Consider the following 13,117-nt stretch of genomic DNA (forward strand, 5'->3'; position numbering starts at 1 on the left):
ACGCGGCTCAGCGACCGATGATCGCGCGGGCACCCGCCGTGAGGGCGGCCGCGACCTGCTCGGGCTGCCGGCCGACGTAGCCCGACACCATCGCGCCGTCGCGGAGCATCATGAGCTGCTCGGCCTTGGTCGCGCTGTCGCTGACGTCCAGCTGGTCGAGGAGCTCGCGGATCTGCGCGACGAGCCAGGCGCGGTGGTCGGCGATGACCCGGCGGCCGGGGTGATCGGCCTCGGGCAGCTCGGCCGCGGCGTTGATGAACGGGCAGCCGCGGAACCCAGGGGCGCAGCCGACCTCCCCGACCAGGTCGGCGTACCAGCGCAGCACCGCGCCCGGATCGTCCGGGGACGCCCGGCGCCGCGTGGTGATCGCGTCCTCCTCCTCGGCCGCGCGGGCCGCGAGATAGGCCGCGACGAGATCGTCCTTGCTCGGGAAGTGGCGGTAGAACGTCACCTTCGACACGTGGGCGGCGGCGATCAGCTTGTCCGCGCTGACCGCGCGGATGCCCTCGGCGTAGTAGCGCTCGGTCGCGGCGTCGAGGATGCGCTCGCGGACCGGCTTCATCTCGATGACGCTCATGTGGCACCTGCTCTTGCGGAAGGGTGGGGACGTGGTTCTATAGTAGACGTACTAGTTCGTCTACTCCAATTCTTGGGAGACTTCATGCCTTCGCAGATCCTCTACACCGCCGTCGCCACCTCCGAGGGCGACGGGCGCAACGGCCACGTCCGCTCAAACGACGGACTGATCGACGCCGACGTCCGCACCCCCAAGGAGATGGGCGGGGCCGGCGGGGCGACCAACCCCGAGCAGCTGTTCGCTGCCGGCTACGCCGCGTGCTTCCACTCCGCACTGAAGGCGTCGAGCAAGCAGCACGGCGTCCAGATCGAGGACTCGGCCGTCACCGCCGAGGTCGGCATCGGCCCGAACGACGCCGGTGGATTCGGCCTCGCGATCACGCTGCACGTCGAGCTCGGCGGTGGCGTCTCGCAGGAGGACGCCGAGAAGGCCGTCGAGGTCGCGCACCAGGTGTGCCCCTACTCGAACGCGACCCGCGGCAACGTCGACGTCACCCTCGAGGTCGAGGTCGCCTGACCCGGCACGACGTCGTCCCGGGCCGACGGCTCACGCCTCGTCCGGGATGACGCTCGCCGGATCGTCGCGCTCGTCGCGGTCGGCCCACTCGAGCAGCGGTCGGATGTCGAACACCGCGTCGTCGATGTCCGCGTGCAGGTCGCCGAGGCGCTCCAGGCGCGGCGGGACGGTCGCGATCGTGAAGTCGTGGGGATCGAGGTCACCGATCTCGGACCACATGACCGGAGTCGAGACCCGCCCGTCGGGGAAGCCGCGGACCGAGTACGCGGCTGCGATCGTGTGGTCCCGCGCGTTCTGGTTGTAGTCCACGAACAGCTTGCGGGGATCGCGGTCCTTGCGCCACCACGCCGTCGTGACGTCGGGGGAGCGCCGCTCGACCTCGCGGGCGAACGCGAGCGCAGCCCGGCGTACGTCGGTGAACCCGTGCTCGGGCGCGATCCGGACGTACACGTGCAGCCCCGACCCGCCGGACGTCTTCGGGAAGCCGGTGGCCCCCAGCTCGTCCAGCACCTCGTGCGTCACCTGCGCGACGCGCTCGACCGTCGCGAAGTCGCACTCGGGCCCCGGGTCGAGGTCGATGCGCCACTCGTCGGGCTTCTCGACGTCCGCCCGTCGGCTGTTCCACGGGTGGAACTCCACGGTCGACATCTGCACGGCCCAGATGACCGTCGCCAGCTCGGTCACGCAGACCTCGTCGACGTCGCGGTCGAAGCGGGGGAAGTGGATGCTGACGGTCTCGAGCCACGGGGGAGCGCCGCTCGGCACCTTCTTCTGGTGCACCTTGTCGCCGGCGAGGCCCTTGGGGAACCGGTGGAGCATGCACGGCCGCTCGCGGAGCGCGTTGACGATGGGCTCGCCGACCGCGAGGTAGTAGTCGACCAGGTCGAGCTTGGTCCAGCCGTGGTCGGGGAAGTAGACCCGGTCGGGGTTGGAGACGCGGACGACCCGCGGGCCCACCTCGATCTCCACCGCCGGGGACGCCATGGTCAGTGCCCGGTCGGGTCGATCCCGGCGGCGACGATCTGCTTGGACGCCTGCACGGCCAGATCCGCGACGGAGGCAAGGTGCCGGGTCGCCTCGGCGCTGACGGCGGCCTGCGTGGCCCGGTCCGTGTCGGACTCGATCTGCGTACGCGCCGCGATGCCGTCCTCGGTGATCGCGTAGGCGGCGTCGATCCAGCCGCGATCTCGCAGCCGTGCGGCTGCTGCCTCCCACTCCTCGTCGGTCCAGCCGCGCAGCTGCTGCTGTCCGGTCATGGCCAGCCCGGCGGCGACCGCGAGCACGTTGGCCTCGACCCCGTCGATCCCCGCGGCGGTCAGCACCGCGACGTGCGAGTCGCCGCGGAGCTCCCGCAGTGCGGAGGCCCCATGCCACAGCGCCCCGAGATCGTCCTCGGGGACGGGCAGACCGACGTGTCCCGCAGCCAGCGGTCGCCCCGCGAGCTGCAGGCCGGGAAGCGCCGACTGCAGGCCTGTGGCGAGCGCGGGCACGTCCACGCCCTCGAAGCCGGGCTTGATCGTGCGGCGGGCGAGCTCGTAGCGGGCCTCGAGGATGTCGTCGCGGGACGCCATCGCCCAGGCGCTCGGCAGCGCCCGGTGCACCATGCGCGGCGCGAAGCCGTGGAACGCCGCGATGACGACCTCCGGCCCCGGTGTGCCGAGGGCGACCGACCGAGAGGCGAAGTAGCCCATCCAGGTGCCCTTGAGGCCGACCTGCTCGAAGGTCGCCTTCGCGTCGGGCGCGAAGTAGACGACGTGGTGGATCGTCTCGACGGCGTGCCAGAAGCTTCTGCGGAGGATCACCGCACCAGTGTGGCCCAGGCTCAGGGTCGCGGCACGCCGGTCGGGTTGGGATAGGGCAGGGCGCCGATCTGCTCGATGCGGCGTGCGATGTCGACAAGCGCGCCCTCGACCGTGATGGCCCGGGCGGTCGCCTCCCGGTCGAGCCCCGCGGCGCAGACCCGGGCGGTCGTGTCCTCGATCTGGGCCCGCGCCGCGCGACCGGTGTCGGTGATCGTGCCCGTCGCGTCGACCCATCCTCGCGCGCCGAGACGTCCGACTGCCGAGTCCCACTCCTGCTCGGACCAACCGCGGGACGTCCGCTGCGCGTCGGGCACCAGCCCCGCCGCCACTGCGAGGGCATTGGCCGCGCAGCCGTCGAGCCCCGCGGCGGTGAGGACGGCGACGTGGCAGTCGCCGCGATACTCCCGCACCACGGTCGCGGCGTGCCACAGGCGGCCCACCTCGTCGTCGGGCGCGGGCAGGTCCGCGTGCGCGGCGGCCAGCGGCTTGCCCGCGAAGTCGACTCCCTCGAGCAGCAGCGTGAGTGCGCGGACGATCGCCGCCACGTCGGACCCCTCGAGGGCCGGCGCGAGGCCCTCGCGCGCCAGGGCGTACCGGGTCGCGAGGACGTCGTCGCGCGAGGCCAGGGACCACGCGTCGGGGAGCGCGCGCTCGATCACGGCCGGCGCGAAGCCGTGGAACAGCGCGACGACGGTTGTGGGTGACGGTGTCCCGAGAGCCGCTGACCGGGACGCGACATAGCCCATCCAGTAGCCCCGGAGGCCGACCGCCTCGAACCGCTCCTTCGCGCCGGGGGCGAAGTAGACGACATCGTGGATGGCCTCGATCGCCCGCCAGAAGGGCCTGCTCTGCGTCATGGACCCAGTGTCGTGCAGATCAGTGCGGGGCGGGGTGCGCGGGTAGTGTCGGCGGGGATGACCGACACCACGCAGAACACCCGCATCCTGCTCGCCTCACGCCCCCACGGGGAGCCGACCGCCGAGAACTTCCGCCTCGAGACCGTGCCGATGCCGGAGCCGGCGGAGGGCGAGGTGCTCCTCCGCACGATCTACCTGTCCCTCGATCCCTACATGCGCGGGCGGATGAGCGACGCCAAGTCGTACGCCGCCCCGGTCGAGGTCGGCGCCGTGATGCAGGGCGGCACCGTCGCGCAGGTCGTGCAGTCACGTGACCCCTCGCTCGCCGAGGGTGACATCGTGCTGTCGCACCTGGGCTGGCAGGCGTACGGCGTGCAGACCGCGCGTCAGGTCCGCAAGCTCGACCCGCAGCGCGCCCCGATCTCGACGGCAGTCGGCGTTCTGGGCATGCCGGGCTTCACGGCGTACGCGGGACTGCTCGAGATCGGCAGGCCGCAGCCCGGTGAGACCGTCGTCGTCGCGGCCGCCGCCGGCCCGGTCGGCTCGGCCGTGGGCCAGATCGCGCGCATCAAGGGCGCGCGCGCCGTCGGCATCGCCGGCGGTCCCGAGAAGGTCGCCTGGCTCGAGGAGCTGGGCTTCGACGTCGCCCTCGACCACCGTTCGCCCACGTTCAAGGACGATCTCAAGGCCGCGGTGCCGGACGGCATCGACGTCTACTTCGAGAACGTCGGCGGCCACGTCTGGGACGCGGTGCTGCCGCGCCTCAACACGTACGCCCGCGTGCCGGTCTGTGGGCTCGTCGCGCACTACAACGAGACCGAGGCGCCGGCCGGTCCCGATCGCATGCCCCGGCTCATGCAGGCGATCTTGACCAAGAGCCTGACGATCCGGGGCTTCATCCAGACCGAGTTCGTCAAGACTCACTACAAGGAGTTCCAGAAGGACGCGGCGGGCTGGCTCGCGGACGGCTCGCTGCGCCACCGGGAGGACGTCGTCGAGGGGCTCGAGAACGCGCCCGAGGCGTTCTTCGGCCTGCTGACGGGCAAGAACTTCGGCAAGCTGCTGGTCCAGGTGAGCGACGACCCCACCCGCTGACCCCAGCCCCGATCTGCGGACTTCTGCACGGTTTTTTGTCTCAGAACGGTGCAGGACTCCGCACATCTGGGTTGGGTGCGGCCGGCGCTACTTGCGCTTGTTCTTGGCCCCGGGTCGTACGACCAGCACCGGGCAGGTCGCGTGGTTGAGCACCTTGTGGGCCACCGACCCCATCAGCACGGCCTCCGCGCGGCTGCTCTGGCTCGCGATGACGATCAGCCCGGCCTTCTTCGCTTTGGCTGCCCGGACGATCTCGGTCGCCGGGTTGCCGCTTCGGACGTGGGTCGTGACCTTGGGCCCCCAACCCTCCAGGAGGGCCGCGGCCTCCCTGGTGGCCTGCTTCGCAGCGTCGCGGAACGAGACCTCCGCGGCCTCGTTCTTCTCCGACGTGGCGTCGCCCGCAAAGGGCACCGCGGCCAGCGGGCTGAGCACGGCGACGATGCCGACCGACGTGATGGCCTCGGAATCGGCGAAGCTGCGCAGGTAGCGGGTCGCGCGCAGCGACTGCTGGGAACCGTCGGTGGCGATGATGACGTGCATGCTGTCTCCTTGATCGGGCGGTTGACGCTCAGCTGGGTGACACGGGGTCGTCGACGTGAGGGCTCGATCGCTTCATCACGGCGTTGTTGAGGAAGTACAGGACGACTCCGACCGCGAGGATGCCGCCGCACCAGATGAGCGATCCGGGGTCGTCGATCACGGTGTGGACGAGGATCCCGGCGTTGGCGGCCGCGCCGATCCAGAGCAGCGCGGTGGGCGCGGTGTAGTGGTCGTGGTCGACGTCGGAGCCTCGGAGCTTGAGCGCCGAGACGCACACCATCGCGTAGACGACGATCAGGAACAGGACCGTGACGGTCGCGAGCCGGTCGACGTCGGCGGTCACGAGCAGCAGGCACACCAGCGCGGAGGTGAAGATGATCGCGACCCAGGGGGTGTGGCGGCTCGAGTGCGTACGAGCGAAGACCCGCGGCAGCACGCCCTGGCGCGCCATCCCGTACATGATGCGCGACTGGGCGACGAGCGAGACCAAGGTGGTGTTGGTGACCGCGACCAGCGCAATCGCCGAGAACACCAGCTCGGGGATCGCCAGCGGGCCGGCCTGCACGACCGTCAACAGGCTGCCGCTCTCTCCCTCGTCGGCGGTCAGGTCCGCGAGCGGCGTGACCATCGCGGCGATGAAGGCGATGACGATGTAGAGGACGCCTGCGAGGGCCATGCCGCCGAGGAGGGCCCGCGGGAACACCTTGCTGGGCTCGCGGGTCTCCTCGGCGATGTTGGCCGCGTTCTCGAAGCCCGTCATCGCGAAGAAGGCGAGGGCGACGCCACTCAGCACCACGAGACCCGGGTTGCCGTCGTTGAGCTCGAACGGGGTGGCGAGATCGGCGTCGCCCTCGGCCAGGACCGTCCCGCCGATGACCAGGATGATCAGCAGCCCGGTGGTCTCGATCAGGGTCATGACCATGTTGGCCCACACCGACTCGGTGATGCCGCGGAAGTTCAGCAGCGACAGCACCACGATGAACGCGATCGCGACGACGGCCACGGGGATGCCGTCCACGAACTCCTTGAAGTAGATGCCGCCGAAGACACGGGCCAGGGTGCCGGCGGCCGCGATCGTGGCCGCGAGCAGGCAGAAGGCGACGAGGAACGTCACCGCACGATTGCCGAACGCCTTGTGCGCGTAGAGCGCCGCGCCCGCGGCCTGCGGATACTTCGTGATCAGCTCGGCGTACGCGAATCCGGTCAGCAGCGCGATCGTGACGCCCACCGCGAACGAGATCCAGAACGCGCCGCCGACCGTGAACGCCATGACCCCGATCAGCGCGTAGATCCCCGAGCCGAGGACGTCGCCGAGGACGTAGAAGAACAGGAGGCGGCCGGTGATCGAGCGCTGCAGCTCACCCTCGGGCTCGTCCTGAGTCTGTGGTGCTGCCGACTGGTCCGTCATGAGAGCCCCCGAAGTAGTTCGCCCCATGGTTGCGCCGACGGGCCGTGCGTGCAAGCGGTAGGCGCACCGAGGTGTCGCCCCGCTCAGTGCTCGTCCGTGCTGCGCGAGTCGGTCAGCGTGAGCGCACCGGCGGCTGCGAGGAGCCCGACCACCGCGGCCAGCACGGCGTACGTGATGCGCTCTCCGTGGAAGAACGACGCGACGAGCTCGCTGCTCCACGTGCCGGCGGGCAGCCGGGAGGTGACCAGCACCGCGATGAGGGTGCCGACCACCGCGGTGCCGACGCTCGCACCGACCTCCTGCGCGGTGTCGTTGAGCGCGGTGCCGATCGAGGTCCGGTTCGCGGGCATGGCCTCGACCAGCGCGACCGCACAGATCGTCATCACGGTGCGCATCCCGATCGTCATGACGACCATCGCGACCGCGATGGGCGCGTAGCCGTGGTCGACGCCCCACGCGAGACCTGCGAGCGAGCCGGCCATGAGGGCCGAGCACAGGAGGCACGCGATCCGGTGGCCGAACCTGCGCGCGAGCCACTCCGACACCGGGGTGGCCGCGATCATCGTCACGATGATGGGCAGGTTGGCGAGACCGGCGCGCATCGGGCTCCAGCCGTATGCGTACTGGAAGTGCAGGATCAGCCCGAACATCACGCTGGCCATCGCGATCGACGTGCCGATCTGTGCCAGGGCGGCGCCCCGCAGGGTGCCGTTGCGGAACAGCGTGAGGTCGAGCATGGGGGCGGGTGTGCGGCTCTCGTGCCTGACGAAGGCGATGGCTGCGGCGACCGCGCCGATGATCGAGGAGAGGGTCACGGCCGAGAGCCAGCCGTGCTCGACGCCGCTGGTGAGGCAGTAGCAGGCCAGGCCGATCGCAGCGATGCTCAGCGCAGCGCCGGGCAGGTCGAGCGCATCGTCGGTGAGGTCGTCCCGCCGGTCCGGCGAGACACCGAGGCGTACGCCGATCGCGGCGATCAGTGCGAGCGGGGCGTTGACGACGAGCAGCCACTCCCACCTGACGTGAGCCAGGGCCGTGCCGCCGAGCACCGGTCCGAGGATGAAGCCGGACATGCCGACCACGATCATCAGCGTCATCGCGCGCATGCGGAGGGCCTGGTCGTCGAACAGGCGGAACACCAGGGAGTTGGTGATCGGCGCCATCGCGGCGGCGGCGAGGCCGAGGACTGCCCGCAGCGCGATGAGCTCGCCGGTCGTGGAGACGGCCACGACGCACAGGCTGATCAGGCCGAACGCCGCGAGCCCGACCAGCAGCACGCGGCGGCGCCCGAGGCGGTCGGCCATCGACCCGGCCGTCAGCAGCAGGCCGCCGAACGTCAGGGAGTACGCGCCGGTGACCCACTGCAGGGCGGTCGTGCCACCGCCGAGATCGCGCCCGATCGTGGGCAGCGCGATGGTCAACAGGGTGTTGTCGACCATCTCCACGAAGAAGGCCAGGCACAAGGCGGTCAGCGGGATCCAGGCGGATCGCAGGGAGGAGTACGTGCGGGTGGGTGAAGACGTGGTCGACATGTGGTCGCCCTTTCGAATCGAACGACGTTCGAGTAACGAACGATGTTCGATACAATAGAACGACGTTCGGTCAATGGCAAGGGTCTGGTTGAATGAGCGGCATGGTCACCCCCCGCTCCCGTCCCCAGCGCCCGAGTGGCCCCCGGCGCCGCGCCTCGCACTCGATGGAGGCAGTCCTCAACGAGGCGGTGTCCCTCCTCGACGAGGCCGGGGTGCCGGCGCTCACCTTCCGCGCGCTCGCCGGACGTCTGGGTGGCGGCGTCGGCAGCATCTACTGGTACGTCTCGGGCAAGGACGAGCTGCTCGACCTCGCGACCGACCACGCGGTCGGTCCGCTGCTGGCCGAGCTCGAGGCGCGTCCGGACGCCGACGACCCGATCGACGAGCTGCGGACGATGGCCGTGCGGATGTTCGACGCGATCGTGGTCAGGCCGTGGCTCGCGGCCTACTTCATGCGCAACTCCCTGCTGCAGCCCAACACCATGCGGCTGTACGAACGTCTCGGTCAGGTGACCCTGCGGCTCGACCTCACGCCGCGCCAGCGGTTCCACGCCGTCTCGGCCATCGTGGGGTACACCGTGGGCACCGCGGCCGACCTGGGGCAGGAGCCGCCGCGCGAGGTCGTCGACGGCGAGGTCGGGCGCGAGGAGTACCTGGCCCGGTTCGCCGATCTGTGGCGCGGGCTCGACCCCGAGCAGTATCCGTTCGTGCACCAGATCGCCGACGAGTTCGCCCACCACGACGACAAGGACCAGTTCCGGGCCGGGCTCGACCTGCTGCTGGCGGGCCTGCGGCTCGAGGCCGAGGGCTGACCCCGCGGGTCAGGACGAGCGGGCCCGCAGGAAGCTCACGATCTGGTCGGTGTGCGCGTCGAACGTGAACCGGTCACGCTGCGACCACACGCTCTTGCGGAGCCGGTCGAGTCGCTCGGCGTCCTGGAGGCTCTGCAAGAGGTCGGACGGCTCCCGCCAGGTGAAGCCCAGGTCGAGATCGCGGATCAGCTGCTCGCTCGCGACGATCGAGCCGTGGCTGTCGCGCTGGATCATCGGGACGCCCGCCGCGGCGTACGTCCCGATGCGTGCGGGATAGTTCAGGTCGCCCCAGGTCGCTGCGTGCAGGTCCCCGCCGTTGGTGCTGCGGACGTCGTGGAGCCAGCCGGCGTCGTACTGCGAGAACTCCGCGACCCAGTCCTCCTGGTCGACCTGCGGGTGCAGGTGCAGGTGGCGCGGGGCGACGCGGCGCACCTCGGTCACCCACTCGCGCATCTGGGCGTGGCCCTTCTCGCTGTAGACGTGCAGGTGCACGTCGTGACGCGCGAGCTCCTCGACGACCTCCGAGGGCGGGCCCATGGGGCGTCCCGCGATGACGGTGTGCACCTGACCGTCCCGCTCCGACAGTCGCGGGGACTGCTCGCCCATCAGCCACTCGGCCTTGGGCAGGTCTCCGTCGACGATGCAGCTGGGCCGGGTCCGACTGGCCGGAACCGTGGCGTGGAACCAGTCCCGCAGCTCAGGGCTGGAGTAGATGACGCCGTCGGTGCGGGTGTGCAGGTCGACAAGCATCGGCCAGTGCCCGTGCTCCCGACTGAACCAGGGCCCCTCCTTGAAGTGCCACACGAACGGGATGCCGAGGTCCGCGCTGAGCACCTCGTGCACGAAGGGCACGGCCTGCCAGTTGAGCAGTCCGTAGATCACGTCGGGAGCCAGCTCGCGGACGGCGTCGCGCCAGCCCTCGCGCGGCACCTCGCTGACGTGCCCGAACGGCAGCGGCCCGACCGTGTTGAACCACAGTGGCCGGTCGGTCCACAGCCCGTGCAGCTCATGTCCCCGCTCGGCGAGCGTGAGGACGCGGTCGGGGTTGTGCGCGAGCTCACCAACCAGCAGGATGCGCAGGCCGTCCGGGGCGCGCGGGGTCGGCGGGCGCTCGCGGAACGTGCGGTAGTGCTCGACCTCGTCGTGCAGGTGACCCGCGGTGCTGTGGAACCGCAGGGGCGCGGTCACGCCGTACCGCGACCGGTACGGGTTGATGCCGCCCCACGGCTCCCGCATGAGCCGGTGACGCTGACCGGGGTGCGACGACCACGTGGCCGTGACCCGGCCGGTCGTGGCGGCGGGTCCCGCCGTGAGCAGCCGGTCCCAGAGCATGCGGTCCAGGTCGTCGGTGGTCAGCTCGTCCCGCTCGACCCAGCGGTCGGCGGTGCGCCGGTGCATGACCTGGACCAGCTGCAGCGGCTCGCCCTCGATGCGTCCGGTGGTCGTACGATCCGTGTCGTGCCGCAGCCCGGTCACGGCCAAGGGCGCTGCGGGATCGGCCTCCAGCGCCTCGACGAGCGCCGCGAGGTGCTCGGCGTGCATGACGTCATCGGCGGGCAGGTAGGCGACCAGCGGTGCGGAGGTGAGGTCGAGGCCACGGTTGAGCACCGCACCGAGGCCGCGGTTGGCGGCGTCCTCGACGAGCGTCACCCGCGCATCGTCCAGGATCGCGGCAGCCGCTGCTGCGGTGTCGCCGGGCGAGCCGTCGGCCACGATGACGCACTCCCAGTCGGTGAGGCGCTGGTGGCGCAGGCTCTCCAGCGCCGCCGGCAGCCAGGCCTCCTGGTCGTGGATCGGCACCACCACGGCAACCTTGGCCGACATCTCGCACCTCCCGTGTCCGGCGCACGACACGTGCGTGCGATGGACATACCCCTGAACGGGTTGTGCAAGCGGCGGCCTTGACCTGGAGTGCGCTCCAAGGGCCATGCTGGATCCATGACCGTCACCGAGGTGCCTCCGGAGGGACTCACGATCAGCGCAGCCGCCGAGATGAGCGGTCTCAGCATCGACACGCTGCGCTACTACGAGAAGGAGGGTCTGACCCTCCACCGTCCCGGGCGCTCGCCGTCCGGTCAGCGTCGCTACAGCGAGGACAACCTCCGCTGGCTCGCGACCCTCGTGATGCTGCGCCGCACGGGCATGCCGATCCGCGACATCAAGCGGTTCGTCGAGCTCTATCGCGTGGACGGCAGCGAAGGAGACCGGCTCGCGATCCTCAAGGCCCACCGGGTGCACGTCCTGGAGCAGCTGGCCGAGGTCCAGACGCACCTCGAGGCGATCAATCGCAAGATCGACTACTACACATCAGCAGTGACCGAAGGGAAGTGACGGCCAGATGAAGACCACCGCATGGGGGAGCCAGGGGCTCGAGGCCAGCGTCGAGGGGCTCGGCGCGATGGGCATGTCCGCGTTCTACGGCGCCCGGGACGACGAGGAGTCGGCGGCGACGCTGAACCGCGCTCTCGATCTCGGGGTGAGCCTGATCGACACCGCCGAGATGTACGGTCCCTTCCTCAACGAGCAGCTGATCGCTCGTACGATCGGCAGCCGGAGCGGCGAGTACGCGCTCGCGACCAAGACGGGCGTCGAGATCGGCGACCACGGCGAGCGGGTCGGGCCGAACGGCTCACCGGCGTACCTGCGCAAGGCGCTCGAGCGCTCGCTGCGCAACCTGGACCGCGAGACGATCGACCTGTACTACATCCACCGCGTCGACCCCGACACGCCGATCGAGGAGACGTTCGGCGCGTTGAGCGAGTTCGTCCAGGAGGGCAAGGTCCGCTACCTCGGCATCTCCGAGGCGTCGCCCGAGACGATCAGGCGCGCGCACGCGACGCACCCGCTGACGGCGGTGCAGACCGAGTACTCGCTGTTCGAGCGCTCGCCCGAGGTCAACGGCGTGCTCGACACGACCCGCGAGCTGGGCATCGCCTTCGTGGCGTACTCACCCCTCGGCCGCGGTCTCCTGACCGGCAAGATCGCGTCTGCGGACGATCTCGACGCCGACGACTTCCGTCGCACGAGCCCGCGCTTCGCCGACGAGAACCTCGCGGCCAACCTGTCGGTGGTCGACCGGGTGCGGTCCCTCGCCGAGGGCAAGGGCGTCACCCCCGGCCAGCTCGCGCTGGCCTGGGTGCTGCACCAGGACGGGGTCGTCGCGATCCCCGGCACGAAGCGTCGGACCTACCTGGAGGAGAACGTCGCCGCCGCGGACATCGAGCTCACGGCCGACGACCTGGCGACGCTGGACGAGGCGGCGCCGGTCGGGGTCACGGCAGGTGAGCGCTACCCCGAGGCAGCCCTCAAGGGGCTGACCATCTGACTCAGCCCCGGGCGTACCTGAGGAACCACTCGACGAGCGGTGTGACCTCACGCCAGTCGGCACGGACCCGGTCGACGAGCTCGGGGGTGTGGATGACCGGCTCGAAGCCGTACGACTTGCCGACGTTCATCGACTTGTGGCGCAGCAGGTCGATGCGCGGGTGCTCGACGTCGTAGCCGCGGGGGGCGGTCTTGAGCCGGTTGCCGCCGACCTCCCACCCCGACGATCTGAGCGCGGCCAGGATCTCCTCGAGCTCCCGGCCGCGCCGGTCGTCGACGATCGCCTCGCGGATGCTCGCCAGCCGGGTCGGAGACGCCTCGTAGAAGCCGGACCCGACGCGTACGCCCGGGGCGCCGACCTGCACGTAGTAGCCGGTCGAGGGCCCCTTCGCGACGAACGCGCCCTGGTGGGTCTTGTAGGGCGTCTTGTCCTTCGCGAACCGGACGTCACGGTACGGCCGGTAGATGCGCGCCTCGCCGAACTCGTCCGCCAGCGCGGCGACCAGCGCCTTCATCGGCGCGGCGACGGCGGTCGCGTAGACCTCCTTGTGCGCCTCCCAGAAGGCCTTGGTGTTCTCCATCTCGAGGTCGTCGTAGAAGTCGAGCGCTGCCTCGGGGAATCCGGTGAACTGGTGCTGTGTCGACGGGGCCACCCAG

General features: G+C 70.6%; 14 protein-coding genes. 5 read left to right on the forward strand and 9 right to left on the reverse strand.

What is annotated here, in order from left to right; all coding sequences use genetic code 11:
• Positions 1 to 7 precede the first annotated feature (7 nt).
• The gene (locus GEV27_RS02150) at positions 8 to 577 is read right to left on the reverse strand and encodes a TetR/AcrR family transcriptional regulator (protein ID WP_153654605.1); all 570 of its coding nucleotides are present in this window, start codon (positions 575 to 577) and stop codon (positions 8 to 10) included.
• An 84-nt stretch (positions 578 to 661) separates the two neighbouring features.
• Between GEV27_RS02150 and GEV27_RS02155 the strand changes: the two genes are divergently transcribed.
• Positions 662 to 1,093 carry an organic hydroperoxide resistance protein gene (locus GEV27_RS02155; protein WP_153909916.1) on the forward strand — a complete coding sequence of 144 codons (432 nt, stop codon included), beginning with the start codon at positions 662 to 664 and terminating at the stop codon, positions 1,091 to 1,093.
• Positions 1,094 to 1,123: 30 nt separating this feature from the next.
• Here the strand turns inward: GEV27_RS02155 and ligD are convergent, their stop codons facing one another.
• Genes ligD through GEV27_RS02170 form a run of 3 tightly spaced genes read right to left on the reverse strand, consistent with a single transcriptional unit; the run spans position 1,124 to position 3,752 of the window.
• Positions 1,124 to 2,077, reverse strand: a complete 954-nt coding sequence (ligD, locus tag GEV27_RS02160) for a non-homologous end-joining DNA ligase (protein WP_153933362.1) — start codon at positions 2,075 to 2,077, stop codon at positions 1,124 to 1,126.
• 2 nt (positions 2,078 to 2,079) lie between these two features.
• On the reverse strand, positions 2,080 to 2,895 hold the full coding sequence (locus GEV27_RS02165) for a hypothetical protein (protein WP_153933363.1): 816 nt from the start codon (positions 2,893 to 2,895) through the stop codon (positions 2,080 to 2,082).
• 20 nt (positions 2,896 to 2,915) lie between these two features.
• Positions 2,916 to 3,752 carry a hypothetical protein gene (locus GEV27_RS02170; protein ID WP_153933364.1) on the reverse strand — a complete coding sequence of 279 codons (837 nt, stop codon included), beginning with the start codon at positions 3,750 to 3,752 and terminating at the stop codon, positions 2,916 to 2,918.
• 57 nt (positions 3,753 to 3,809) lie between these two features.
• Here GEV27_RS02170 and GEV27_RS02175 point away from each other — a divergent pair, with 57 nt between their 5' ends.
• Complete coding sequence (locus GEV27_RS02175) at positions 3,810 to 4,847, forward strand: NADP-dependent oxidoreductase (RefSeq protein ID WP_153933365.1); 1,038 nt, start codon at positions 3,810 to 3,812, stop codon at positions 4,845 to 4,847.
• Between the two features lie 87 nt (positions 4,848 to 4,934).
• On the opposite strand, the gene GEV27_RS02180 is transcribed toward GEV27_RS02175, so the two are convergent.
• The 3 genes from GEV27_RS02180 to GEV27_RS02190 form a co-directional block, all read right to left on the reverse strand.
• Entirely contained in the window at positions 4,935 to 5,387 is a 453-nt protein-coding gene (locus GEV27_RS02180) for a universal stress protein (protein WP_153654599.1), read from the reverse strand.
• Positions 5,388 to 5,415: 28 nt separating this feature from the next.
• Entirely contained in the window at positions 5,416 to 6,795 is a 1,380-nt protein-coding gene (locus GEV27_RS02185; protein WP_153654598.1) for an APC family permease, read from the reverse strand.
• Between the two features lie 83 nt (positions 6,796 to 6,878).
• Positions 6,879 to 8,324: an MFS transporter gene (locus tag GEV27_RS02190; protein WP_153933366.1), complete on the reverse strand. Its 1,446-nt coding sequence runs from the start codon at positions 8,322 to 8,324 to the stop codon at positions 6,879 to 6,881.
• Positions 8,325 to 8,416: 92 nt separating this feature from the next.
• On the opposite strand from GEV27_RS02190, the gene GEV27_RS02195 reads away from it, so the two are divergent.
• A complete protein-coding gene (locus GEV27_RS02195) occupies positions 8,417 to 9,136 on the forward strand; it encodes a TetR/AcrR family transcriptional regulator (protein WP_208430983.1) in 720 nt (239 codons plus the stop codon).
• A gap of 9 nt (positions 9,137 to 9,145) precedes the next feature.
• Here the strand turns inward: GEV27_RS02195 and GEV27_RS02200 are convergent, their stop codons facing one another.
• Positions 9,146 to 10,960, reverse strand: a complete 1,815-nt coding sequence (locus GEV27_RS02200) for a glycosyltransferase (RefSeq protein ID WP_153933367.1) — start codon at positions 10,958 to 10,960, stop codon at positions 9,146 to 9,148.
• 114 nt (positions 10,961 to 11,074) lie between these two features.
• Here GEV27_RS02200 and GEV27_RS02205 point away from each other — a divergent pair, with 114 nt between their 5' ends.
• Positions 11,075 to 11,467, forward strand: a complete 393-nt coding sequence (locus GEV27_RS02205) for a MerR family transcriptional regulator (protein WP_153933368.1) — start codon at positions 11,075 to 11,077, stop codon at positions 11,465 to 11,467.
• Between the two features lie 7 nt (positions 11,468 to 11,474).
• Positions 11,475 to 12,461, forward strand: a complete 987-nt coding sequence (locus GEV27_RS02210; protein WP_153933369.1) for an aldo/keto reductase — start codon at positions 11,475 to 11,477, stop codon at positions 12,459 to 12,461.
• Position 12,462: 1 nt separating this feature from the next.
• Here GEV27_RS02210 and GEV27_RS02215 read toward each other — a convergent pair whose 3' ends face one another.
• Entirely contained in the window at positions 12,463 to 13,113 is a 651-nt protein-coding gene (locus GEV27_RS02215; protein ID WP_309221982.1) for a DUF2461 domain-containing protein, read from the reverse strand.
• Between the last annotated feature and the right edge of the window lie 4 nt (positions 13,114 to 13,117).

The sequence above is a fragment of the Aeromicrobium sp. S22 genome (assembly GCF_009661045.1).
Taxonomy (GTDB): domain Bacteria; phylum Actinomycetota; class Actinomycetes; order Propionibacteriales; family Nocardioidaceae; genus Aeromicrobium; species Aeromicrobium yanjiei.